Source organism: Serratia liquefaciens (genome assembly GCF_027594825.1).
Classification (GTDB): Bacteria; Pseudomonadota; Gammaproteobacteria; order Enterobacterales; family Enterobacteriaceae; genus Serratia; species Serratia liquefaciens_A.
In genome coordinates, this window is record NZ_CP088930.1 from 2,370,006 (window position 1) to 2,395,231 (window position 25,226).

General features: G+C 54.3%; 23 protein-coding genes. 13 read left to right on the top strand and 10 right to left on the bottom strand.

Features of this window, described 5'->3' with window-relative positions:
* Positions 1-8: 8 nt before the first annotated feature.
* The 6 genes from rng to csrD all read right to left on the bottom strand — a co-directional run bounded on the left by rng (position 9) and on the right by csrD (position 7,080).
* Positions 9-1,478, bottom strand: a complete 1,470-nt coding sequence (gene rng, locus LQ945_RS10755; protein WP_262240750.1) for a ribonuclease G — start codon at positions 1,476-1,478, stop codon at positions 9-11.
* A 38-nt stretch (positions 1,479-1,516) separates the two neighbouring features.
* The gene (locus LQ945_RS10760; RefSeq protein ID WP_270102860.1) at positions 1,517-2,101 is read right to left on the bottom strand and encodes a Maf family protein; all 585 of its coding nucleotides are present in this window, start codon (positions 2,099-2,101) and stop codon (positions 1,517-1,519) included.
* Positions 2,102-2,111: 10 nt separating this feature from the next.
* Complete coding sequence (gene mreD, locus LQ945_RS10765; protein WP_012147104.1) at positions 2,112-2,600, bottom strand: rod shape-determining protein MreD; 489 nt, start codon at positions 2,598-2,600, stop codon at positions 2,112-2,114.
* Positions 2,597-3,598, bottom strand: a complete 1,002-nt coding sequence (gene mreC / locus LQ945_RS10770; protein ID WP_041415027.1) for a rod shape-determining protein MreC — start codon at positions 3,596-3,598, stop codon at positions 2,597-2,599. The genes mreD and mreC overlap by 4 nt, the downstream gene beginning before the upstream one ends.
* A gap of 94 nt (positions 3,599-3,692) precedes the next feature.
* A complete protein-coding gene (gene mreB, locus LQ945_RS10775) occupies positions 3,693-4,736 on the bottom strand; it encodes a rod shape-determining protein MreB (RefSeq protein WP_012147106.1) in 1,044 nt (347 codons plus the stop codon).
* 412 nt (positions 4,737-5,148) lie between these two features.
* Entirely contained in the window at positions 5,149-7,080 is a 1,932-nt protein-coding gene (gene csrD, locus LQ945_RS10780) for an RNase E specificity factor CsrD (RefSeq protein ID WP_182822210.1), read from the bottom strand.
* A gap of 295 nt (positions 7,081-7,375) precedes the next feature.
* On the opposite strand from csrD, the gene LQ945_RS10785 reads away from it, so the two are divergent.
* The 11 genes from LQ945_RS10785 to fis all read left to right on the top strand — a co-directional run bounded on the left by LQ945_RS10785 (position 7,376) and on the right by fis (position 17,226).
* Entirely contained in the window at positions 7,376-8,353 is a 978-nt protein-coding gene (locus tag LQ945_RS10785) for an MDR family oxidoreductase (protein ID WP_270102861.1), read from the top strand.
* A gap of 249 nt (positions 8,354-8,602) precedes the next feature.
* Complete coding sequence (gene msrP, locus LQ945_RS10790) at positions 8,603-9,604, top strand: protein-methionine-sulfoxide reductase catalytic subunit MsrP (protein ID WP_044553735.1); 1,002 nt, start codon at positions 8,603-8,605, stop codon at positions 9,602-9,604.
* Positions 9,605-10,204, top strand: coding sequence for a protein-methionine-sulfoxide reductase heme-binding subunit MsrQ (msrQ, locus tag LQ945_RS10795; protein ID WP_270102862.1), 600 nt, complete (start codon positions 9,605-9,607; stop codon positions 10,202-10,204).
* A 241-nt stretch (positions 10,205-10,445) separates the two neighbouring features.
* Complete coding sequence (gene aroQ / locus LQ945_RS10800; protein WP_020832079.1) at positions 10,446-10,898, top strand: type II 3-dehydroquinate dehydratase; 453 nt, start codon at positions 10,446-10,448, stop codon at positions 10,896-10,898.
* A gap of 31 nt (positions 10,899-10,929) precedes the next feature.
* On the top strand, positions 10,930-11,394 hold the full coding sequence (gene accB, locus LQ945_RS10805) for an acetyl-CoA carboxylase biotin carboxyl carrier protein (protein ID WP_270102863.1): 465 nt from the start codon (positions 10,930-10,932) through the stop codon (positions 11,392-11,394).
* 10 nt (positions 11,395-11,404) lie between these two features.
* Positions 11,405-12,754: an acetyl-CoA carboxylase biotin carboxylase subunit gene (gene accC / locus LQ945_RS10810; RefSeq protein ID WP_270102864.1), complete on the top strand. Its 1,350-nt coding sequence runs from the start codon at positions 11,405-11,407 to the stop codon at positions 12,752-12,754.
* Positions 12,755-12,908: 154 nt separating this feature from the next.
* Positions 12,909-13,151, top strand: coding sequence for a YhdT family protein (locus tag LQ945_RS10815; RefSeq protein WP_262240746.1), 243 nt, complete (start codon positions 12,909-12,911; stop codon positions 13,149-13,151).
* The gene (gene panF, locus LQ945_RS10820; RefSeq protein WP_270102865.1) at positions 13,141-14,586 is read left to right on the top strand and encodes a sodium/pantothenate symporter; all 1,446 of its coding nucleotides are present in this window, start codon (positions 13,141-13,143) and stop codon (positions 14,584-14,586) included. Before LQ945_RS10815 ends, panF begins: the two co-directional genes overlap by 11 nt.
* An 11-nt stretch (positions 14,587-14,597) precedes the next feature.
* Complete coding sequence (gene prmA, locus LQ945_RS10825; protein ID WP_269934086.1) at positions 14,598-15,479, top strand: 50S ribosomal protein L11 methyltransferase; 882 nt, start codon at positions 14,598-14,600, stop codon at positions 15,477-15,479.
* Positions 15,480-15,942: 463 nt separating this feature from the next.
* Positions 15,943-16,908: a tRNA dihydrouridine synthase DusB gene (dusB, locus tag LQ945_RS10830; RefSeq protein WP_270102866.1), complete on the top strand. Its 966-nt coding sequence runs from the start codon at positions 15,943-15,945 to the stop codon at positions 16,906-16,908.
* A gap of 21 nt (positions 16,909-16,929) precedes the next feature.
* Positions 16,930-17,226: a DNA-binding transcriptional regulator Fis gene (gene fis, locus LQ945_RS10835; RefSeq protein WP_000462905.1), complete on the top strand. Its 297-nt coding sequence runs from the start codon at positions 16,930-16,932 to the stop codon at positions 17,224-17,226.
* Between the two features lie 133 nt (positions 17,227-17,359).
* Here the strand turns inward: fis and LQ945_RS10840 are convergent, their stop codons facing one another.
* From LQ945_RS10840 to LQ945_RS10855, 4 genes are all read right to left on the bottom strand, one after another.
* On the bottom strand, positions 17,360-18,745 hold the full coding sequence (locus LQ945_RS10840) for an APC family permease (RefSeq protein WP_156033861.1): 1,386 nt from the start codon (positions 18,743-18,745) through the stop codon (positions 17,360-17,362).
* 194 nt (positions 18,746-18,939) lie between these two features.
* On the bottom strand, positions 18,940-20,286 hold the full coding sequence (locus LQ945_RS10845) for a glutamate decarboxylase (RefSeq protein ID WP_122080323.1): 1,347 nt from the start codon (positions 20,284-20,286) through the stop codon (positions 18,940-18,942).
* A gap of 167 nt (positions 20,287-20,453) precedes the next feature.
* Positions 20,454-21,854, bottom strand: coding sequence for a glutamate--tRNA ligase (gltX, locus tag LQ945_RS10850; protein ID WP_270102867.1), 1,401 nt, complete (start codon positions 21,852-21,854; stop codon positions 20,454-20,456).
* Between the two features lie 169 nt (positions 21,855-22,023).
* A complete protein-coding gene (locus tag LQ945_RS10855) occupies positions 22,024-22,515 on the bottom strand; it encodes a transcription termination/antitermination NusG family protein (protein ID WP_262240740.1) in 492 nt (163 codons plus the stop codon).
* Positions 22,516-23,466: 951 nt separating this feature from the next.
* Between LQ945_RS10855 and lpxP the strand changes: the two genes are divergently transcribed.
* Both lpxP and LQ945_RS10865 read left to right on the top strand, forming a co-directional pair.
* Complete coding sequence (gene lpxP, locus LQ945_RS10860) at positions 23,467-24,387, top strand: kdo(2)-lipid IV(A) palmitoleoyltransferase (protein ID WP_262240739.1); 921 nt, start codon at positions 23,467-23,469, stop codon at positions 24,385-24,387.
* A 123-nt stretch (positions 24,388-24,510) separates the two neighbouring features.
* Positions 24,511-25,206, top strand: a complete 696-nt coding sequence (locus tag LQ945_RS10865; protein ID WP_269934221.1) for a CTP synthase — start codon at positions 24,511-24,513, stop codon at positions 25,204-25,206.
* The last annotated feature ends 20 nt before the right edge of the window (positions 25,207-25,226 follow it).

Sequence of the window (25,226 nt, forward strand, 5' to 3'; positions counted from 1 at the left end):
CCGGCGGACTACATCATGACAACGTCAAATTGTTCCTGGCTGTATAAAGGTTCGATTTGTACCTTCACCTGCTTGCCCACAAAGATTTCCACTTCGGCCAGCGCATGGGACTCTTCGCTTTTCAGCGCCTCGCCCACCGCCGCAGAAGCGTAAACCAGGAAACGATCTGAATCATAAGCATGGTGTACGCGCACAATTTCACGCAAAATTTCGTAGCACACGGTTTCCACTGTTTTCAGCGTGCCGCGTCCATGACAGGTAGGACAATCGTTACACAGCACATGTTCAATGCTTTCCCGTGTACGTTTACGCGTCATTTCCACTAAGCCTAGCTGAGAGAAGCCGTTGATCGTGGTTTTTACTCGATCTTTACTCAGCGCCAACTCCAGCGAATGCAGCACCCGACGACGATGCTCCTCATTGTTCATGTCAATGAAGTCAATGATGATAATGCCGCCCAAGTTGCGCAGCCGTAGCTGGCGGGCAATGGCCTGGGTCGCTTCGATATTGGTGTTGAAGATGGTTTCGTCGAGGTTGCGATGACCGACAAAGGCACCGGTATTGATATCCACGGTGGTCATCGCCTCGGTCTGATCGATGATCAGGTAACCGCCGGACTTCAGCTCTACCTTGCGCTCCAGCGCACGCTGTATCTCGTTTTCGACGTCGTACAGATCGAAGATCGGCTGGCTGCCGGTGTACAGCTCCAGCTTGGCGGTAATATCCGGGATGTACTCACCGGTAAATTCCACCAGCAGGTCGTGGGTCAGGCGGGAATCGACGCGGATCCGGTCCAGCGCCGCGCCGGCGAAATCACGCAGAATGCGTTGCGCCAGTGCCAGCTCACCGTACAGTTTGTATTTGGTCTGGTTGCGTTTTTTACGCTCCATTACCTTGGTCCACAGGCGTTTGAGGAAGGCGGCGTCCTGCGCCAGCTCTTCTTCGCCAATGCCTTCCGCCGCGGTGCGGATGATAAAACCGCCCAGCTCATCACAGTAACCGGCCACCGCTTTTTTCAGGCGATCGCGCTCGGCTTCACTTTCTATACGCTGGGAAACGCCAACGTGCGCCGCCCCCGGCATAAACACCAGGTAACGCGAAGGCAAAGTGATGTCGGTGGTCAGGCGTGCGCCCTTGGTACCGAGCGGATCTTTCACCACCTGCACCATCAGATCCTGCCCCTGGCGCACCAGTTCGGCAATGTCACGCACGTGGAAATTTTTCTGCTCATCGCCGGCGACGCATTCCGTGTGCGGCATGATATCGGAAGCGTGCAGGAAGGCCGCTTTATCCAGACCGATATCGACGAATGCCGCCTGCATGCCCGGCAACACGCGGCTTACGCGCCCTTTATAAATATTGCCGACGATGCCGCGCTTGGATTCGCGCTCGATATGGATCTCTTGCAGGATGCCGCCATCAATATAGGCAACCCGCGTTTCAGACGGTGTGATATTAACCAGTAGCTCAGCTGTCATGCCTTCTCCTCAGAGCCGGTCGATAATGGCAGCGCCCATCAACCGGTTCTTACATCACGTAATGCGACAAAATTACTGAGCAGCTCATGTGTTTCGACTAACGGCAGACCCATCACCGCATGATAACTCCCGGTTATCGTTCTGACGAAACAACCACCCTTTCCTTGAATTCCGTAGGCGCCCGCTTTATCCATCGGCTCGCCCGTAGCAATATAGTCGCAGATATCCTGCTGTGACAGGTTGCGGAATGTCACGTCTGTCACCACCAGTTGGCACAGAACGTCATGGCGATCGGCGATCGCCACCGCGGTCATCACCTGATGCTGTTTACCCGACAGCGCCGCCAGCATTTTAGCCGCGTGCGTCTCGTCCTGGGGTTTTTCCAACACCCGGCCATTGAGCACCACAATGGTATCGGCACCCAGCACCGGCCACGCCTGCGGTGCCAGCGCCACGCCGGCTTTAGCCTTATCCTGCGCCAAACGGCGCACGTAGGCTTCCGCGGCTTCCCCTTCCTGCCGCTGCTCTTCGGTATCCGTCAGGATAACTTCAAAGGGAACGCCCAATAGGGCCAGTAATTCATGTCGACGGGGAGATCCGGAGGCCAGATAAAGCGAAGTCATTGATATACCCTTACTGTACGGCGAACTGACGGCGAATTTTGCGCATCAGCAGGAATAACCACGGCCACAGGATGCCGTTTACCACACTACTCCAGAACACCTCTGGGCGGAAAGAAACGTTGATCACTAAAAACTCGGCCCAGAACACCACAACGTCCATCGCCAGTGACAGCAGCACGACGATCAGCGCCTGTTGCCAGAGCGCCATATTGCGGAACAGTTGGAATTTGAACGCCACCAGATAGGCAATGATGCCTAACGCCAGTGCGCGCACGCCCAGCGTGGAACCGAGGATCAGATCCATAATCAGCCCCAGCACGAAGCCGGTGCCGACGTTAACCCGATGAGGCAGCGCCATCACCCAGTAGATCAGGATCAAAGCCAGCCAGGAGGGACGGAACATGTAGATCTGTTCCGGCCACGGCATGATTTGCAGCACCAGCGCCACCAGGAATGACAGCCAGATTATCCAGCGCCCGTTGCTGCGGTAACGATTCATTGCGTGACTCCCGCGGCAGGAGCAGCGGTTTGTACTGCGGCCCCGGTTGCCGGAGCAGGCAGAGGCAATTGCGGCCCAACCGCATCGGCCGGCGGCAGAACCTGCGGCATCATCTGCATCAGACGCTCATTGGCGACGCGATGAACTTCATCAGGCGGCAACGGCATGTCGCCGTTACGATCGGCCCCCCACAGCAGCAGCAAATAGCGCAAGCGCTGTAGCCCCGCAGTAGGCCGTGCCTGGATCACGGTATAGGCACGCTGATTATCCACTTTGACCGAGGATACCACCGCCACCGGATAACCTTCCGGGAAGCGGCCACCAAGGCCGGAAGTGACCAGCACATCGCCCACGCGGATATCAGTATTGTTCGGCAGATGTTCGAGCTGTAAATCGTCGGCACAACCGCTGCCTGCGGCGATCACCCGAATATCGTTGCGCAGCACCTGGATGGGCAGTGCGTGTGAAGCATCGCAGATCAGCAGCACGCGGCTGGTGACTTTAGCCACCGCCACCACCTGGCCCACGACGCCTTTATCACTGATGACCGGCTGGCCTTCATAAACGCCGTTATCCGATCCTTTGTCGATCACCACCTGATCGCTGTAAGGATCCGAGCCGGTCGAGATCACCTGAGTGACCATTTTGTGTTCGTCCTGGCGCAGCGGTGAACCTAACAGCTCACGCAAGCGGGCGTTTTCCTGCTTGAATTGGCCAAGAAGAAGAATATCGCTGTTTTTCAGCAGCAGTTCCTGCCGCAGAGCCCGGTTTTCCAGCTCCAGCTGTTGGCGGGTAGCCAGCGTTTCTGAAACGCTGTCCAAAACTTTACGTGGCCCATTGGCCAAAAAATAGAAAGGGCTGACGGCCGTGTCCATGTAGTTACGTATTTTCACGAACGTACCGAGACGGCTATCGGCAACGATCAGGCCAATGGCCACGATCACTGCCAAAAAAAGTCGTAGTTGCAGGGAAGGCCCCCTGCTAAAAATCGGCTTCATAAATTATGCGTGTTCCTCGACAACAGAAAGAGGAACCGTACCTGATTTTCGCTTTGCGCATTCACCCGATACGATTCCTCCTTCTTGGGGCTGACTATTCTTCGCTGAACAAATCGCCGCCATGCATGTCGATCATTTCCAACGCCTTGCCACCGCCGCGTGCTACGCAGGTCAGCGGATCTTCTGCCACGACTACCGGAATCCCGGTTTCTTCCATCAGCAGGCGATCCAGGTTGCGCAGCAATGCGCCGCCGCCGGTCAACACCATACCGCGTTCGGAAATGTCGGAAGCCAGCTCTGGCGGACACTGCTCCAGCGCCACCATCACCGCACTGACGATGCCGGTCAACGGCTCCTGCAGCGCTTCGAGGATTTCATTGGAATTCAGGGTAAAGCCGCGTGGCACGCCCTCAGCCAGGTTACGGCCGCGAACTTCGATTTCATGCACTTCATCGCCCGGATAAGCGGAACCGATGCCGTGCTTGATACGTTCGGCGGTCGCTTCACCGATCAGTGAGCCGTAGTTGCGACGCACGTAATTAATGATGGCTTCGTCGAAACGGTCGCCGCCGATGCGCACGGAAGAAGAGTAGACCACACCGTTCAGTGAGATCACGGCCACTTCTGTGGTACCGCCACCGATATCCACCACCATGGAACCTGTTGCTTCAGAAACCGGCAGGCCGGCGCCGATTGCGGCAGCCATAGGTTCTTCAATCAGAAACACCTCACGCGCACCGGCCCCTTGGGCAGATTCGCGGATGGCGCGGCGCTCAACCTGAGTTGCGCCAACCGGCACACACACCAGCACGCGCGGGCTTGGCCGCATGAAGCTGTTGCTGTGAACCTGTTTGATAAAGTGCTGCAGCATTTTTTCGGTCACGAAGAAATCGGCGATCACGCCGTCTTTCATCGGGCGAATAGCCGCGATATTGCCGGGCGTACGCCCCAGCATTTGTTTAGCCTCATGACCCACGGCCGCAACGCTCTTGGGTGAACCGGCACGATCCTGGCGAATGGCAACCACCGACGGTTCGTTCAGTACAATGCCTTGCCCTTTAACATAAATCAGGGTATTGGCGGTACCCAAGTCGATGGACAAGTCGTTGGAAAACATGCCACGAAATTTCTTAAACATAACTAAAGGATAATCCTGCAAGCTGGGGGCGGAAAATAAAATCCGCCTACTTTACCAACCACACGAAGCAGCGACAAGGCGCAAAAACGTTCTACTTCGGTGAAAAATAGTCTGTATTGTTTCTGCTCGAATGCACGGAAATTGGATGAGGCCTGAATTCCCTGAACAAAGGCTCAGTTTACCACCCTGTCAGCGCACGAAACGGCGTAACACAGCTCATAAAATCTAACATATTCCCTGATTGCCGCTGGTGGTAAGCACCTACCAACGTTCAACAGAAAAGGACTGACAAGAGCCTATATCAAATAGGCGTCATTGTCGCAGGCAGTTTGGGGGTGATCCCAAAATGACAGAGAAAAAAGCCCAGATGAATTGGCGCTCATTCTACGTTAATTTTTGTTCGGTATTCAGGTTAAACACGATAACGACGCGAATATTTTTTACGCCCGACGTCTATCGGTTCCGGCGACGCGAAAAAGTCGCCCTGTCCACCGAGGATCCCTCGCTCTTTCAGCGTCTGCCATTCATTACGCGTCCGCACGCTGGCGGCGAAAACCTGAGTGCTGGTGCCTTCGCAGGCGCCGGTCAGGCTCTGAACGAACAGCTGATTTTCATCACGCTTATCAATACTCCGCACCAGACCTGGATGGAGCTTAACCAACTCCACCGGTAAGGACTTGATATAGGAGGTACTTACCACGGTTAACCCGGCCTGGGACACCGCCAGACGACAGCCCAAGCCTGACAGTAACTTCAGTACCGGACGTAAACGGTCGATATGTTGACACACGTCTGCCTCTGCAAGTTCAATCAGAATTCGCCGACGATGACTTTTTTCACACTGTAACAGGCTATCACGCAGCCAACGTTGGAAACTGCGCTGTAATAGTGAGTCTACGCTCAGCGTGAAGGCCAACGTTTCTTCGGGCCACAGCGTCAGTAAAGGAAGAATACGGCTCAGATGTTGACGATCGTAGCTTTCCGCCAGCCCTAACTGCCGCACCAGAGGCATATACTCCGATGGCAGCAGTTCCTGGGTGCCATCGTAGATCCGGCTCATGATCTCACGGTGGTGCACTTCCCCTTCCACCGTCACCGCCGGTTTCTGATACAAACGCGGGCCGCCTCGTGCCAGCACCTGTTCCAGCAGGGTGCGCCACTTGACGCTGCCGCGCCCTTTTTCCGGCACCTGGCTGTCATAAACATACCAGCCGTTCTCGCCTTGCAACGTAGCATGGCGCGTTGCCTGCTCCGCGTAATCGATCACCTGCTCGGTGGTTTGCCCGCTGCGGTACGCCACGATACCAATGTGCAAAAATGCTTCGCGATCGACCAGCACCGTTGAAGGCAAGGCGTCAATCGCGTGCACCAGCTGTGAAGCAATGCCATCCGCCTCTTTCAGCGTACGGTGCGGCAGCAGGACGGTGAAGTCGCTGTGGAAATAACGCGCCAGCAGCGCCGCCGGATAGCGCATCACGAAGGTCGACAGCAGATTGACCAGCGAGTACATCAGTTCCTGCACCGCGCTGTTTCCGTGAATTTCCCGCAGCGTGTCAAAATCGGGCAGTCGTACCATCATCACAATGCCGTGCGAGCCCTCTTCTTCCAACTGGGTGGTTAGCTGATTGTCGAAGAACAGTCGGTTATTAAGGCCGGTTTTGGCATCCTGAGCGGCAAAGGCGCGGATCAAGGTATCGACCCGATTGCGTTCCTCGCGCGCTTCCGCCAAATCTGCCAGCAAGCGATCGAGCGCGCCGCTGACGTTCGCCGGCCATTCGCGCATGTCGCCCTGCATCACGCTCTCTCTTTCGCCGTTGAGGATGCGTCGTGCACGGCGTTCCAGCCGGTCCTCTCCGTCGGCCTGATCGCGAAGCCAGCGCAGGCTAAACAGCAAAATCATCACCATCACCACGATCGAAAGCGTCACGGCAGCGGTAGATTGCAACGAGCGTACGTCGCTGGCGAAGGGGTCAATATAAGTAATTTGCAGTGCCGCGCCGGGGTGTTGCATCAGCGGCAGAGCCACCTGCTTGTAGCCGTTGAGGGGATCCCAGGGCTGCTTGAGCGTCGGCAATTTATAGGAAAGGAGGTTGCTGTGGCTGGTATCCACGCTGACTGCCACAATACCCAGTGGGCGCATCACCAACGGCAACCAGCGTTTCTGCTCCTCTGGGGATTCACGCAGCATCGCCTGATCGAGCGAGGTCATCAGCGACTCGAAGCGGCGCTCCAGACGCTCCTGAGTGACGTAAAAGAAGCTGTATGAGCAGCCCATCAGCATCAAAAACATCGCCAAAGCAACAAGCAAGGTGATCAATGCAGAGAGTTTGGTGGTGAATCGCATCCCTGTGCCTTGTCCGGTATGGTTACGTGAGTTTTCACCTTTGGAAGTATAAAGGCCCCGAATCCGCTCAAATGAATCCAACACAATATCCTGATTTTTTTAATGAATAGCGGCACCGCTCCGGCGATACCCATTGTCGGTTCACGCAACCCAAGCTACCAAGCCTCGACAACGAAGAAAACCTTCAATCACCCTTTTTTGTCTTTTATCAGGACATAAATTTCTTATATGCATATAGTCAATTAAATCTGATTCAGCCATCCATGGCAAAAATGTAAACAAGAGGAAGAGTGACATGCGTGCACTGTTATTGGAACAACAAGGCGATCAAACTCTGGCTCACATCAAGGATATCAGCAGCGATATGCTGCCAGACGGCGATGTCAGGGTAGACGTCAACTGGTCCAGCCTTAACTATAAAGATGCGTTGGCGATCACCGGCAAAGGCAAGATCGTGCGTAACTTCCCGATGGTGCCAGGCATCGATTTCGCCGGTACGGTACGCGAAAGCCGCGACGATCGTTTTAAAGAAGGCCAAAGCGTGGTGCTTACCGGTTGGGGCGTGGGTGAAAACCACTGGGGCGGCCTGGCCGAACAGGCGAGGGTTTCCGGCGAATGGCTGGTGCCGCTGCCGAACGGGCTGGATGAACGCAAAGCGATGATCCTGGGGACGGCCGGCTTTACCGCCATGCTGTGCGTAATGGCGCTGGAAGAAGGTGGCGTGCGCCCGGACGACGGCGATATTTTGGTTACCGGTGCCAGCGGCGGGGTTGGCAGTACGGCCATCGCCATTCTGGCGGCGTTGGGCTATCACGTCACCGCCATCAGCGGGCGCGAGAGCAATACCGAGTACCTGAAAGCGCTGGGCGCCAAAGAAGTCCTGTCGCGCGACGGCTATCTGGAAGCCCCGCGTCCGCTGGAAAAGCAGCTCTGGGCCGGGGCAGTAGATACCGTCGGCGACACGCTGCTGGCGCGAGTCCTGGCACAGATGAATTATAACGGCACCGTTGCCGCCTGTGGCCTGGCCGGTGGCTATCACCTGCCCACTACGGTGATGCCGTTTATCCTGCGCAATGTTCGCCTGCAGGGTGTGGATTCGGTGCATACGCCACTGCATCGCCGCCAAACCGCCTGGGAGCGCCTGGCGGGGATTCTGCCGGACAGTTTCTACCAACAGGCCACCCAGGAAATCACACTGGAACAGGCACCGGCCACCGCCGTCGCGCTGCTGGATCACCAAGTGACCGGCCGCACTCTGGTGAAAATCCGCTAAGTTTTATCCCCCCGGCAACGGGGGGAACATCCGCCTGCGAAATTTCATATTTTCCCGCGTCCTCTCGCATATAGCCTGATTTCACGCCATGCTTACAACACATGATACCCCAGCATACTGTAGGGGCGTTGCATGCTGCGCCCGCGTTATTCGGGGCAAAGATAGCCGCCCTCTACAGTCACTCTGACGGGTGCAGGTTTGAATGCCCGCACCTGAAAGGCTGCGGGGATAAAACGCGGAGAAAACACCATGAGAAAGCCCCCTAAATTGACCGAAGCCGATGTCACGCCCGAGAGCGTGTTTCATCAGCGGCGTAAAGTGTTGCAGGCGTTGGGTATCACCGCCGCGTCGCTGGCCTTGCCGCTTAATGCACAGGCCGATTTGCTGTCATGGTTCAAAGGCAACGATCGTCCCAAGGCCCCCGCCGGCAAACCGCTGGAATTCAGCAAACCGGCAGCCTGGCAGGCTCAACTGGCCATGACGCCGGAAGACAAAGTCACCGGTTACAACAACTTCTACGAATTCGGTCTCGATAAAGCCGATCCTGCAGCAAATGCCGGCGGTCTGAAGACCGAAGGCTGGAAAGTGCGTATCGACGGCGAGGTCGCCAAACCGATCACCCTGGACATTGATGACTTGATCAAACGCTTTCCGCTGGAAGAGCGCATTTACCGTATGCGCTGCGTGGAAGCCTGGTCGATGGTGGTGCCCTGGATTGGCTTTGAGCTGGGTAAGCTGATCAAGCTGGCGGAGCCGAACAGCAATGCCCGCTACGTCGCTTTCCAAACGCTGTACGATCCAGAGCAGATGCCGGGACAGAAAGACCGTTTTATCGGCGGCGGACTGAAGTACCCCTATGTCGAGGGCCTGCGTCTCGATGAAGCCATGAACCCGTTGGCCCTGCTGACCGTCGGCGTATACGGCAAAACGCTGCCGCCGCAAAACGGTGCGCCGCTGCGGTTGATTACCCCCTGGAAATACGGTTTTAAAGGCATCAAGTCGATCGTCCATATCCGTCTGGTGCGCGATCAGCCGCCCACCACCTGGAACGAATCTGCGCCGAATGAATACGGCTTCTATGCCAACGTGAACCCGAACGTCGATCATCCACGCTGGTCACAGGCGACCGAACGCTTTATCGGCTCCGGCGGCATTCTGGACGTTAAACGCCAACCCACGCTGCTGTTTAACGGCTATGGTGAACAGGTGGCGTCGCTGTATCGCGGCCTGGATCTGCGGGAGAATTTTTAAGTGCGCTTAACACCGACCCATATCATAGGGATCAAGGTTGCCATTTATCTGGTGGCATTTCTGCCTTTTCTCTGGCTGGTGCTGTCGGTGGACCAGGGGTGGTTCAGCGCCGATCCGGCCAAAGACATTCAGCATTTTACCGGCAGAATGACGTTGAAACTGTTGCTGGCGACCTTGATGATTACGCCACTGGCGCGCTATGCCCGGCAACCGCTGTTGATACGTTGCCGTCGTCTGGTGGGATTGTGGTGTTTTGCCTGGGGCACGCTGCATCTGATAAGCTATTCGACGCTGGAGCTGGGGCTGAGCAATATCGGCCTGCTGGGGCGCGAACTGGTCACCCGTCCTTACCTGACGCTCGGCATTGTCAGTTGGCTGATCCTGCTGGCGCTGGCCGCAACCTCCACGCTGTGGGCAATGCGCAAACTGGGGGCCAAGTGGCAAAGGTTGCATAATCTGGTCTATCTGGTGGCGATCCTGGCACCGATTCACTACCTGTGGTCGGTAAAAACCTTTTCGCCGCAGCCCTTCATTTATGCCCTGCTGGCCGTCGCGCTGCTGGCGCTGCGATACAAGAAATTCCGCAATTGGTGGCGTTAAAAGGCGGAACTTTTCTGTGTTCTACCCCTCATAATGCAATATCGCCCTGGCCAGTTTACCGATTTAGGGTTGAATATCTTCGCTGATAAGACCAGTATTTAGCTGCGAATTGCTACGATATCGTTATAATGCCCGACCTTGTTCCTGTTCTCAGGGTGAATTTTCCCCTTAACAGGTGACAAATCTGTGACGTCGGGTTATTTTCTACGATGATGGTTTTATTGCCGGAGATACCAGCACAATGGCGGATAAGTTTCACATTTTGCTTCTGAACGGCCCCAATCTGAATCTGCTGGGGACGCGTGAGCCGGAGAAGTACGGCAGCACGACGTTAACAGAGATTGTTAACGGATTGGAAAACCAGGCATCCGCACTGGATATTACCCTGAGCCATCTGCAGTCTAACGCCGAACATGCGCTGATCGACCGCATACACCAGGCGCGCGGCAACACAGATTTTATTCTGATTAACCCTGCCGCGTTCACGCATACCAGCGTGGCGCTGCGTGATGCATTGCTGGCGGTGCAGATCCCGTTTATCGAGATCCACCTCTCCAACGTGCATGCCCGAGAGCCTTTCCGCCATCACTCTTACCTCTCCGATATTGCGGTAGGCGTGATTTGCGGCCTCGGCGCGGATGGCTACACATTTGCTTTACAGGCAGCGGTTAACCGTCTGTCGAAAACCCACTAATTGCTACGCAAAAGAGTACGGAATCACACTCATGGATATTCGTAAAATCAAGAAACTGATCGAACTGGTTGAAGAATCAGGTATTTCTGAACTGGAAATCTCTGAAGGCGAAGAGTCAGTTCGCATCAGCCGCGCTGCTCCAGCGCAGGCTTACCCAATGATGCCACAGGCATACGCAATGCCGGCACAGCCGCAGCCAGCACTGGCTACTGCCGTTGCCAGCGCGCCAGCCGAAACGCCTGCAGCACCAGCGGCCATGAGTGGCCACATCGTTCGTTCCCCAATGGTCGGTACTTTCTACCGCACGCCAAGCCCGGATGCGAAAGCCTTCATCGAAATCGGCCAGAAAGTGAACGCCGGCGACACTCTGTGCATCGTTGAAGCCATGAAAATGATGAACCAGATCGAAGCGGACAAATCCGGCGTGGTGAAAGCCATCCTGGTAGAGAACGGCCAACCGGTAGAATTTGACGAGCCATTGGTCGTCATCGAATAACGAGGCGAACATGCTTGATAAAATTGTTATCGCCAACCGTGGCGAGATCGCGCTTCGTATCCTGCGTGCTTGTAAAGAGCTGGGCATCAAAACCGTTGCCGTGCACTCGACAGCGGATCGCGATCTGAAACACGTACTGCTGGCTGACGAGACCGTGTGTATCGGTCCTGCGCCATCGGTAAAAAGTTACCTGAATATCCCGGCAATCATCTCTGCAGCGGAAATCACCGGCGCAGTGGCGATCCACCCGGGCTACGGCTTCCTGTCTGAAAACGCCGATTTCGCCGAGCAGATCGAACGCTCCGGCTTTATCTTCATTGGCCCGAGAGCCGAAACTATTCGCCTGATGGGCGACAAGGTTTCCGCTATCAATGCCATGAAGAAGGCCGGCGTGCCTTGCGTACCTGGCTCCGATGGCCCGCTGACCGAAGACATGGATAAAAACCGTGCCTTCGCCAAGCGCATCGGTTATCCGGTCATCATCAAGGCGTCCGGCGGCGGCGGCGGCCGTGGCATGCGCGTTGTGCGCAGCGACAAAGATCTCGAGCAATCCATCTCCATGACCAAGGCGGAGGCCAAAGCGGCTTTCAACAACGACATGGTTTACATGGAAAAATACCTGGAAAACCCACGCCATATCGAAATTCAGGTATTGGCGGACGGTCAGGGTAATGCCATCTATCTGGCCGAGCGCGACTGCTCCATGCAGCGTCGCCACCAGAAAGTGGTTGAAGAGGCTCCGGCACCGGGCATCACCAGCGAAATGCGCCGTTATATCGGCGAGCGCTGCTCGAAGGCCTGTGTGGAAATCGGCTATCGCGGTGCGGGGACTTTCGAGTTCCTGTATGAAAACGGCGAGTTCTATTTCATCGAAATGAACACCCGTATTCAGGTTGAGCATCCGGTTACCGAGATGATCACCGGCGTGGATCTGATCAAAGAGCAGCTGCGTATCGCTGCCGGTCAGCCGCTGTCGATCAAACAGGAAGAAGTGAAGGTTCACGGCCACGCAGTGGAATGCCGTATCAACGCCGAAGATCCGAACACCTTCCTGCCGAGCCCAGGCAAGATCACCCGTTTCCATGCGCCAGGCGGTTTCGGCGTGCGTTGGGAATCTCATATTTACGCCGGTTATACCGTACCGCCGTACTATGACTCCATGATCGGCAAACTGATCACCTACGGTGAAAACCGTGACGTGGCGATTGCCCGCATGAAGAACGCCCTGGCTGAGCTGATCATCGATGGCATCAAAACCAACGTTGAACTGCAGCAGCGGATCATGAGCGACGAAAACTTCCAGCACGGTGGCACCAACATCCACTATCTGGAGAAAAAGCTCGGTCTGCAGGAAACCTAAGGCAGGCATTCATCTCGCCTGACAGAAGGCCGGTTAATCACCGGCCTTTTTCTTTTTCATCCCAGGCTAAGTAACGGGCTTGGCAAAACCCTGTCATGCCGTAGAATTCCCTACCTTTGGCAAATCCATAGCCGTATATCTATTGGAGAAACGGATGGACACTCGCTTTATTCAAGCTCACCGCGAAGCACGCTGGGCGCTGGGCCTGACGCTGCTTTACCTGCTGGCCTGGTCGCTGGCGGCCTATCTGCCGGACAGCGCATCCGGTATTACCGGTCTGCCGCACTGGTTCGAAATGGCCTGCCTGTTGGTTCCGCTGCTGTTCATCGGCCTGTGTTGGCTCATGGTACGCGGCGTATTCCGCGATATTTCACTGGAGGACGGCGATGCAAACTGAAGTCATTCTGCCGCTGGTCGCCTATCTGTTGCTGGTGTTCGGGCTGTCGGTTTACGCCTATAGCCGACGCCAGAGCGGCAACTTCCTCAGCGAATATTTCCTGGGCAACCGCTCGATGGGCGGCTTCGTGCTGGCCATGACCCTGACCGCCACCTATATCAGTGCCAGTTCGTTTATCGGGGGACCCGGCGCCGCCTACAAATACGGCCTTGGCTGGGTGCTATTGGCGATGATCCAACTGCCGGCGGTTTGGCTTTCGCTCGGCGTGCTGGGCAAGAAGTTTGCCATTCTGGCGCGCCGCTACAACGCCATTACCCTCAACGACATGCTGTACGGCCGCTATCAAAGCCGCCTGTTGGTCTGGCTGGCCAGCCTCAGCCTGTTGGTGGCGTTCTTGGGAGCCATGACGGTGCAGTTTATCGGTGGCGCGCGCCTGCTGGAAACCGCCGCCGGCATTCCTTACGACACCGGTTTGCTGATCTTCGGCATCAGCATCGCGCTGTATACCGCCTTTGGCGGCTTCCGCGCCAGCGTGCTCAATGACGCCATGCAGGGGCTGGTGATGCTGATCGGCACCGTGTTACTGCTGGTTGCGGTGATCCACGCCGCCGGCGGCCTGCACAGCGCCGTAGACAAGCTGCAACAGATTGATCCCGCACTGGTATCGCCGCAGGGCGGTGAACAGATCCTCAGCCTGCCGTTTATGGCATCGTTCTGGATCCTGGTCTGCTTTGGCGTGATTGGCCTGCCGCACACGGCGGTGCGCTGCATTTCCTACAAGGACAGCAAGGCGGTGCATCGCGGTATCATCCTTGGCACCATGGTCGTAGCGGTGCTGATGTTCGGCATGCATCTGGCCGGCGCTCTGGGCCGCGCGGTGTTGCCGGATCTGAAGATCCCCGATCAGGTGATCCCGACGCTGATGATCACCGTGCTGCCGCCTTATGCCGCCGGTATCTTCCTGGCGGCGCCGATGGCGGCAATCATGTCGACCATCAACGCACAATTGCTGCAATCTTCTGCCACTATTATTAAAGATCTCTATCTGGGCGTACGCCCGCAGCAGATGCAGAACGAACGCTTGATCAAACGCTTCTCCAGCCTGACCACGCTGATCCTGGGCTTGCTGGTGCTGTTGGCGGCCTGGCGTCCACCGGAAATGATCATCTGGCTGAACCTGCTGGCATTCGGCGGCCTGGAAGCGGTATTCCTCTGGCCACTGGTGCTGGGTCTGTACTGGGAACGCGCCAACGCGCAGGGAGCACTTAGCTCCATGGTGACGGGTGCGGTATGCTATACGCTATTGGCCAGTTTCAATCTGCAGCTGGCAGGGTTGCACCCTATCGTTCCTTCGCTGCTGCTTAGCCTGCTGGCGTTTTATATCGGTAACGTCGTCGGCGAAAAGCGCCGGGTGGCGTCATCATTAGCTTCTTAAAGAGAATTGTTATGCCTTGGATCCAACTAAAACTGAACACCACCGGCAGCCAGGCGGAAGACCTGAGCGACGCGCTGGTTGAAAGCGGCGCAGTATCGGTCACCTTTCAGGACACCCACGACAACCCGGTGTTCGAACCGCTGCCGGGCGAAACCCTGCTGTGGGGCGATACCGATGTGATCGGGCTGTACGATGCAGAAACCGACATGGCCGAGGTGGTCGCGATGCTGGAACAGCACCCGCTGCTGGGCGCCGGCTTCCGCCATAAGATCGAACAGCTGGAAGACAAGGACTGGGAGCGCGAGTGGATGGACAACTTCCACCCGATGCGCTTCGGCGAACGTCTGTGGATCTGCCCAAGCTGGCGCGACGTGCCCGATCCGAACGCGGTCAACGTGATGCTCGACCCAGGCCTGGCGTTTGGTACCGGCACTCACCCGACCACCGCGCTGTGCCTGCAGTGGCTGGACGGGCTGGATCTGGCGGGTAAAACCATTATCGACTTCGGCTGCGGGTCCGGCATTCTGGCAATTGCCGCGCTGAAGCTCGGTGCAGCGCGCGCTATCGGCATCGATATCGATCCCCAGGCCATTCAGGCCAGTCGCGACAACGCGCAGCGTAACGGCGTTTCAGAGCGTCTGGAGCTGTATCTGCCGAAAGACCAGCCAGCCGATCTGCTGGCCGACGTAGTCGTCGCCAACATCCTGGCCGGCCCGTTGCGTGAGCTGGCTCCCTTGATCGGCTGTCTGCCTAAGTCCGGCGGTTATCTGGGCCTGTCCGGCGTGTTGGCCACCCAGGCGGCAAGCGTGGCGCAAGCCTATGAAGATAAATTCACGCTGGATCCGGTCGCAGAGCGTGAAGAGTGGTGCCGCATCACCGGTCAGCGCAAGTAATCCCCTTACTGCCCTGAAAAAACCATCGCCGACGTAGCCCGTCGCGGTGGTTTTTTGTTTTTCCTGCCTGCGCGACGACAACACCGCACACCCTTGAAACGGCATGGCAAATTCACCGTGACCCTGGATATTTTCTGCCTAAGCCTTCACCCCGCAATTTCAGCATAATTCAGCCCATTCTCCATGAAAAACCCTGACAAACGACTTAAATCACTGCCGTTATCGGGCTGAATCGAGACTCATTACAGATAAAATTCTGTTGTATCGGGAATATTTTATAGCGCACCAATTAACCAATAATGTTCAACTCATTGTTAAATATATATAATATTTTTATGAATCCCGACAATGCGCATTTTGATTGCCGAATAGCGGCCAATTGGTCAAAGTTTGGCCTTTCATCTCAACGCAAAAATGCGTAATATACGCGCCCTTGCGGACACAGTATGGTTACTCTTTGTCTATGCGCATTGGACACCACCAGCTTACAAATTGCCTGATTGCGGCCCCGATGGCCGGCATTACAGATCGCCCATTTAGAACCCTATGTCATGCAATGGGTGCTGGGATGGCTGTATCCGAAATGCTCTCCTCCAATCCGGAGGTGTGGCGGACGGATAAGTCGCGTCTGCGTATGGTCCATAGCGATGAACCAGGGATCCGCTCCGTGCAGATTGCCGGATGCGATCCGGATGATATGGCCGCCGCAGCGCGTATTAACGTGGCTAGTGGCGCACAGATCATCGATATCAATATGGGTTGCCCGGCCAAGAAAGTGAACCGGAAGCTTGCAGGGTCTGCATTACTGCAGTACCCGGATCTGGTTAAACAGATCCTCCACGCGGTGGTTAACGCCGTGGATGTGCCGGTAACGCTTAAGATCCGCACCGGCTGGGCGCCAGAACACCGTAACTGTGTAGAGATTGCCCATCTGGCCGAAGACTGTGGTATACAGGCCCTGACTATTCATGGCCGAACCCGTGCCTGCCTGTTCAACGGCAACGCGGAGTACGACAGCATTCGGGCAGTTAAGCAGAATGTTTCCATTCCGATTATCGCGAATGGCGACATTACTGACCCGCATAAAGCCAGAGCAGTGCTCGACTACACCGGGGCTGATGCCCTGATGATAGGCCGCGCTGCTCAGGGGAGACCCTGGATCTTCCGGGAAATCCAGCATTATCTGGACACTGGGGAACTGCTGCCCCCTCTGCCACTTGGCGAGGTTAAGCGTTTGTTGATAGGGCATATTCGGGAATTGCACGGCTTTTACGGCCAAGGCAAGGGATTCCGGATTGCTCGTAAGCACGTCTCCTGGTATCTCCAGGAGCACGCCCCGAATGACCAGTTTCGGCGCACATTCAACGCCATAGAGGATGCCAGCGAACAGCTGGAGGCGTTGGAGGCATATTTCGAAAATCTTGCGTAACAAAAAAGAGCTGACAGAACTATGTTCGAACAACGCGTAAATTCTGACGTACTGACCGTTTCAACCGTGAACTCACAGGATCAAGTGACTCAAAAGCCTCTGCGTGACTCGGTTAAACAAGCACTGAAGAACTATTTTGCTCAACTGAATGGTCAAGACGTTAACGATCTGTATGAGCTGGTATTGGCTGAAGTTGAACAGCCACTGTTGGACATGGTGATGCAATACACCCGTGGCAACCAGACCCGTGCAGCCCTGATGATGGGCATCAACCGCGGTACGCTGCGTAAGAAATTGAAAAAATACGGCATGAACTGATACTAGTCAGTTGGCATGTTGAAAAGGCGCAACCTCGCAAGAGGCGGCGCCTTTTTCTTGTTGGTCGTCCCATCTGAACGTAAAAAAGGCGCTTGCCCCTCCGGGTCAGCGCCTTTGTGTTGATTAAGTCTTATTAAGCCGCGTGATGATGGCCATGGTGGTGGCCGTCATCTCCCCGCTTCGCGTGCGGTAGCGCGTACAAGAAGTACACCAGCAGGGAAATCACTATCAACCCAAGCGTAATGAACAGCACGGTTGGTGGGGTGCATGAACCGAGATAGAGGCAAACCAATACGCAAATAGGCACCAGTACCTTGAACCACGGCATGCGATAAGTCCCTTGCATCTTTTTCTTGCGCACCACAAAGATACCGACAATCACCGCCAGATACTGCAGCAGACGGCAAACCGTTGCGACCTCCACCAGCAGCACAAAGGACTCTTTCGACATGGCATTCGCCAGGACGATAAAAATAATGGTCACCACCAACATCGCAATGATCGATTTGGCCGGTACGCCGCGTTTGTTATTGGCGCCGGCGGACTCCGGCAGGAAGCCATCCTCCGCCAGCGGCACCAGATTACGCGGCCCGGCAAAGCACATGGCCAGACCGATACCAAACAGGGCAACCACCGATCCTAATGACATCACCGCACGAGCGCCGTTGCCCAGAACCATCCCCACGCTGTCCGCCACGGAGTTATCGGAAGACGCCAGATGCTCGCCCCCCATGGACCCGATAATGGAAGCAAACAGCAGGAAATAGAGTGCCGTGACCGACAACAGCACCAGAATGATCGCCCGTGGGATGTCGCGGGTAGGGTTTTCCATATCTTGCGAGGCCACGCCGATATTCTCGAAACCCACCATCGCGTAAAACAACAGCAGGAATCCGCCTGAAAACTCCGCCGAGGTCAGATGACCAAACGCCGGTACTTCAACCCCGGTCGACTGCGGTACCAACCCTGGCACATCGGTAAAATTAGCCAGGTCGAAATGGCTGAAAGAGACCAGGATGCAGCTGATTAACGCCGCCAATACCAGCCAGCTGCTCACGCGGGTAAACACCGACATCACTTTTACCGAAATCAGGTTGATACCGCAAAGCACGCAGGCAAAAGCGATACTGATCATCGCCGAGTTGGCCGGCGCCAAATGGATACCTAACGCGGTGGTAATGATCCCCGGCAATGCGGCTACCTGTACCGCCAATGCAACGCAGGCGGCAAGAAAACGCATAAAGCCGATATTAAACCCCAGGAAAGGACCAAAAGTGGCGCTAACGTAAACGTAAACCCCCCCGGTTTTAGTAAAAATACCGGCCATTTCAGCAAAAGCCAATGCCATGATCAGCGCAAGAACGGCGCAGATCACCAGTACCGGAAACAGGTTCATACCCAGTTCAGAATAAGCTTTGCCGGGGGTGATGAAGATCCCTGCCCCCAGCAGGCAGTTAATGCCGAACAGGACTATCGTCCCGAACTTCATTTTGCCCGAGGTCGTTGTTTGAGTGCTCATTATTCACCTTTGCGAGACAAAGCGCCCAGACACCACCAGTAGGTGCCCGGACGCTCAGTAAGAAGGTCAGTCAAAGCAAAGACGGGAGTAGCTCAGAACATCGGCAGCAACGGGGCCTGCCGGCACGCTGAGCACTGACGTCAGTGTGTTTGACGTCCCCATTGGGATACGGCGTGAATGCCGTCAGGAAGCGCTCAGCAGAGCACGGACTCATGGGTAGTGGCGTTGGCCTTTAGCTGGTCAACGATGTTGCGGATGTCCTGCGCCAGCAGATTCATCAATGTGGTGCTGACGCCGTAGCGGATCAGAACGCGCATGATGATGGTGTTTTGACGGTTGCTCGGCAGGGGGTATGCCGCCGTTTGCCAACCGCGCTGTTTCACCTGGTTTTGCAAATCATACAGGGTGAAGCCTTTTACATCGTCTTTCAGGGTAAAGACCACGCCAGGCAACCCCCCTTCACTGCTGTAGAGCATTTCAAATTCTGGGAAGTCGGCCAATTTATGCGCCAGGAACTTGCCGGTATCCACACAGGTCTGCTGGATCTCGGAATAACCTTCTTTGCCCAGTCGCAGCAGTTGGTAGTACTGAGCAATGACGGAACCGCCGGGACGGCTGAAGTTGAGGGCGAAAGTCGCCATGTTGCCGCCGAGATAGTTCACGTAGAACACCAGATCGTCAGGCAAATCTTGTTTTTCACGCCATACCACCCAACCCAGGCCCAGCGGGGCCAGGCCGTATTTATGACCGGAAGAGTTGATGGATTTTACGCGCGGCAGACGGAAGTCCCATACGATGTGGCTTTGCTCTTCGACGAAAGGCGCAATGAAGCTGCCGGATGCCGCATCAACGTGGATCGGAATATCCAGGCCACGCTCTTTCTGTAGCTTGTCCAGCGCATTGGACAGGCCAAGTACGTCTTCGTACACCAGCGTAAAGGTCGTCCCGAAGGTAGGCACCACACCGATGGTATTTTCATCGATGTAATTAACCATGTCGTCGGGGTGAGCGCACAGGGCGCCTTCGCGGATGGGCACCTCGCGGTGCTCAATCTCAAAATAGGTACAGAATTTTTTCCAGCAAATCTGTACCGGGCCAGTGACCAGGTTTGGCTTGGAAGTGTCCAGCCCTTTCGCCTTGCGTTTTTGCTGCCAGTTACGTTTCAGCGCCAGACCGCCCAACATTGCCGCTTCGCTGGACCCCACACAGGAAGTACCAATCGAATTATTCACGTCTGGCGCATGCCACAACCCCGCCAGCATTTTTGTACAGCACACTTCAATTTTTGCCGTTTCTGGGTACAACTCTTTATCAATCAGGTTTTTTACCGATCCCAGCTTCATCAACTCGTCCACTTCGGGCTCTGACCAGGTGGTGCAGAACGTCGCCAAATTCTGTTTTTCATTGCCGTCTAGCATTAAACGATCTTTAATCAAATTCAAAACAGAACTCGGGCAGCTGGATGATTCTGGGATCTTCCCTTCCGATAAAGTGTGTTGGGCCACCTCAGTGGAATAGATAGGCATATATTGATTAGTCATAATAAATCACCTCTTTTTATTTGATGTGTTTTCATGAAAGTTGCCGTGGATACCGCTAATAATTACGCTTCGACTTACCTCCTTCAGGAATTAATTTTGGTTGTCACCCCAGCCTAATACCTCCCGGCCATCGTGATTAATCTTACGGTGGCCAGCCCTATTACCTGTTATTTACACGACATTTTCTCTATTGCCGCATGCAAGCGAGTCAGCGTTTTTTCTTTTCCCAATACGGCCAGGCAATCATTTAACGATGGCGTATCTTTCGCCCCGAGAATGAATAATCGCAACGGCATATTGATGTCTTTTAACGATGTACCGTATTCCTTGGAAATATCGCCAATCACCTGGTTAATCTCGGCACTTTGCCAGTCGTTTATCGTGGAGAAGCGCTGATAGATTTCACAGAAAACTGTCGGATGTGCAGAAGCAAGCAACTGCTCGTAAGTTTCCTGGTTGTGACACTGATATTCACCGTAATAACTGCGGCAGGCTTCTGCCATTTCCTTCATCGTTCTGGCTCGAGTTTTTAACAGCTCGGCCAGCCGTGCCAGCGGTGGGCCATCTTCCGTACTGATAGCCAGCCGTTGGAGCTGCCATTGCAAATCGGGCAATAAATGTTCGGCCGTGGCGGTAGCAATATAATGCTTGTTGAGCCACAGTAATTTCTCCGTATTGAATGCACTGGGGGAGTTGCTGACATTGTTAATATCGAACAGAGAGATCATCTCATCCAAAGAGAAAATTTCCTTATCCTGATATCCCCACCCCAAACGCACTAAATAGTTACGCAATGCCTCAGGTAAAAAACCTTCCTCTTGGTATTGCATTACGTTGGCCGCCCCGTGGCGCTTGGAAAGTTTTTTTCCGTCATCCCCGAGTATTGGCGAGACATGGGCAAACACCGGCGGCTCCAGCCCCAACGCCCGGTAAACATAAATCTGCTTCGGCGTATTATTGATATGTTCTTCGGCGCGGATGATATGCGTCATCTGCATGTCGATATCATCGACCACCACACAAAAATTATAAGTTGGCCAGCCGTCGGTACGGCGAATAATAAAGTCATCAAACTCGCTGTTGCTGAATTCAATACGCCCTCGGATCATGTCGTCCCAGGCCACAATACCCTGCTGTGGGCTTTTCAAACGCACCACGTGGGGCAGGCTGGGATCGTGCCCCAGATGATGCAGGCAGTGGCGGTCGTAAATGAAGTTCTCTTTGTTCTTTTCCTGCTTAGCCTTGAGTGCATTCAAGCGCTCCTCGCTGCAGTAGCAGCGGTAGGCCTGCCCAGACGCCAACAGTTGATCGACCACCTCGTTGTACCGCTCCAGGCGTTTAGTCTGGTAGAAGGGGCCTTCGTCCCAATACATACCCAACCACTTCATCGAGTCCAGGATGGCATCGACCGCGCCCTCCTTTTCCCGTTCCACGTCGGTATCTTCAATACGCAGAATAAATTTGCCGTGATTATGGCGTGCATAGAGCCAGGAATAGAGAGCTGTTCTTGCCCCGCCGACGTGTAAAAAACCCGTTGGGCTGGGCGCAAACCTTGTTCTTACGCTCATTAGAGAACTCCTTATTATTGAATAAAACCCCAAATAATGAGCATTGCATCAAGGTGATAAGCACATTCATCAACACTGAAGCAACTTCAAGCATTACGGGATTAAAACAGCGCCAGAGATAACACCTGCCAATATCAGGTGGCATTTCAAGCCATGCCCATGAGGTTCATTAACCGCTTGCCAATAAAGCCGTTGGATGTTGAATTGAATAAGAGAGATATTGCAATAATGTTTGAGTCCTAACCTCTGGCTTTTCCACCTTTATTATTTTATCTATTTCTTTCAACATGCCAGGGGAAACATTTTTGCATTCTATATAGCTTAATTTTTCATCCTTATTCTCTAATCGAAAAGAAAGACATCTGATAGCATCAATAATATTCTGAGAGACGGTGCAAATCTCTCTTCCCAAACGAACAAATCCCTGCACGCTACTTTGCTTAGCTATTAAAGTGGTATGAGTGATTTCTGGAGAGAATCGCACAAATAAATAACCGGGGAACAATGGAGTGGTGTGAGTTCTAAACGAATTTTTCCGGTCGGCACGTAATGTTAACCTGGTCTTCATTGGCATATAACATTCAACACCAATACGTTCTATTTCATCAATAACCTTCGCATGTAATCTGGAACGATAGCAAATGAGATACCATGAGTACATTTCTGCCCCTTATTCATTTCATTGCTTGTGATGGAAAACTAATTCATTGCTAACCCGGCCAACGGAAATAGCCGTCCGCAGCCATTGTTCTTAGGAACAAAGCTGAATCAGCACATTGGTTTTCATTGATCAGATGTCTATTTTCGCCAAGAAATTATCCCAAGGCGTTATCAGGAATTTGGATAGGGTATTTATCGAGATTGGGTCTACGTCAGAGTGCGAGTTAGCATTTCACCAATGCAGTAGCAGTGAGCGATCCCACTGTTTTTTGAAAATTTCATTTTGACCACCGGCACTACGCCAAAAACAATATTCCCTCTTGAGATAAAAATCCAGTACAAGAATCCACAGACGCAATTTTACTGGATGAGAATTGAAAATGGGCATTAAAACAAAATGAAATGTATCATCCTGTATCAAAAAGTTTCCAGATTGTTTTGCTTCAATAAAAACAATAATAAAAACAAAACATTGATGAAATAAGGCCGAGAAAAAACAATAGCACTAACATCCCCTGTTACAGGGGAAAAAATACACAAACGCATAATACATATTCATTGACTTCGCCATGATATAAAGCAAATTTCAAACTTTATATCCCACCGTATTTCAGCGCATTTACATGCTAATTTTTTGATCTTTTTGCGCATGTTTTGCACAAAAAACTCACCAAAAAATGCATCGTTTTCCTCCAATGGGAATCGGAATATTCGGATCCTCCCCCTGGCGTTGTGTGGTAAAATGCGCCGTCTTGGACCGCCTTCGCTGGCCTACAGCCCTCCTCCCGAAGCCTGATAGCAGCGCGAACCGCCCTTCGAGTGTAAAGATTTAGTCAATTATGGAATCTGGCTAAACCATAGTGGTATCTGGGTGTCTGAGTAGTTGTATCGCAATTGAGTGGATCTTTATGCGTTACAGGTTGCTGCCCCCTTAATGCATAAATGAGTTCATATGAAGCGTCCGCAAAAATTCACATCGGCCCTGCTGCATCCGCGCTACTGGTTTACCTGGTTCGGCCTGGCCTGCTTATTCCTGTTGGTCCAACTTCCCTACCCGCTGCTGCACAAGCTCGGCGTATGGATGGGCCGCACCTCGATGCGCTTTCTGAAACGTCGCGTTTCAATCACCCGCCGCAACCTGGAACTGTGCTTCCCGGATATGGATGAGGCTCAGCGCGAGCGTAAAGTGGTCGGCAACTTCGAATCCCTCGGCATGGGCCTGCTGGAAACCGGCATGGCCTGGTTCTGGTCAGATAAGCGCGTCAAACGTTGGTTCAACGTTTCCGGCATCAACCACCTGAAAATGGCGCAGCAGAACCAGCGCGGTGTGTTGGTGATTGGCGTGCACTTTATGTCGCTGGAGCTGGGTGGCCGTGCCATGGGCCTGTGCCAGCCAATGATGGCGATGTACCGCCCGCACAATAATAAAGCGATGGAATGGGCGCAAACCAAAGGTCGCATGCGTTCCAACAAGGCGATGCTCGATCGCAAAGATCTGCGCGGCATGGTTCATGCCCTCAAGCGCGGCGAGGCCGTATGGTTCGCCCCGGATCAAGACTACGGCCCACGCGGTAGCGTGTTCGCTCCATTGTTCGCCGTCGATCAGGCGGCCACCACCAGCGGTACCTTTATGCTGGCGCGCATGGCCAAGCCGGCGCTGGTGCCGGTGGTTCTGATCCGCCGCGAGAAGGGTCGGGGTTATGACCTGCTGATCCAACCGGCGTTGGAAAATTATCCTATCGGCGATGAAATTGCCGCAGCGGCTTACATGAATAAAGTGGTGGAAAAAGAGATCATGCGCGCTCCTGAGCAATACATGTGGCTGCATCGTCGCTTTAAAACCCGGCCGGCCGGCGCACCGTCGCTGTACTGAGCAAAAAAATATTCATCAGCCCGGCCAATGCCGGGCTTTTTTGTGCGCCGGATTTAAAAAACTGCGGATGAGCGCCGATCTTTGCTGTAACCTCCTTTTTTACCCGCACAGGAAAAGGAAATGATGAAAGCTCAAGTCCGTATTGCTCTGGTCGGTGACTACCAACCCCAGGCCGTTTCTCACCAGGCCATCCCCATCGCTCTCCAACTCACCGCCAAACACCTTAACGTCGATATTCAATCCCACTGGCTGCCCACAGAAAGCATTACCGACACGTCGGTCCTGCAACGCTATGATGCCATCTGGGTGGTGCCTGGCAGCCCGTACAATCATGACGACGGTGCCTTTCTGGCTATCCGCCATGCGCGCGAGCAAAACGTTCCCTTCCTCGGATCTTGCGGTGGTTTCCAATATGCGATCGTAGAGTACGCCCGTAACGTGATGGGTTGGCACGATGCCGGGCATGCGGAAACCGACAACGGGGGTCGGTTGGTGATCGCCCCCCTGAGCTGTTCGCTGGTCGAAAAAAGCGGTGCCATTATTTTCCAACCCAATACGCTGGCAGCCCGTGTCTACGGCAAGCTGGAAACGAGTGAAGGCTACCATTGCAACTTCGGCGTCAACCCGGAATTTGTCGCCGATCTGCAACGACACCCGCTGATAATCAGCGGCCACGACAGTGAAGGTGATGTTCGCTCGGTAGAGCTACCGGGACACCGTTTTTACGCCGCCACGCTGTTTCAGTCCGAACGTGCGGCATTGCGGAACGAGCTTTCGCCACTGGTGGTGGAACTGATCAGGACCGCGGCAACGGCCTGATACCTCCAGATTCGACAATA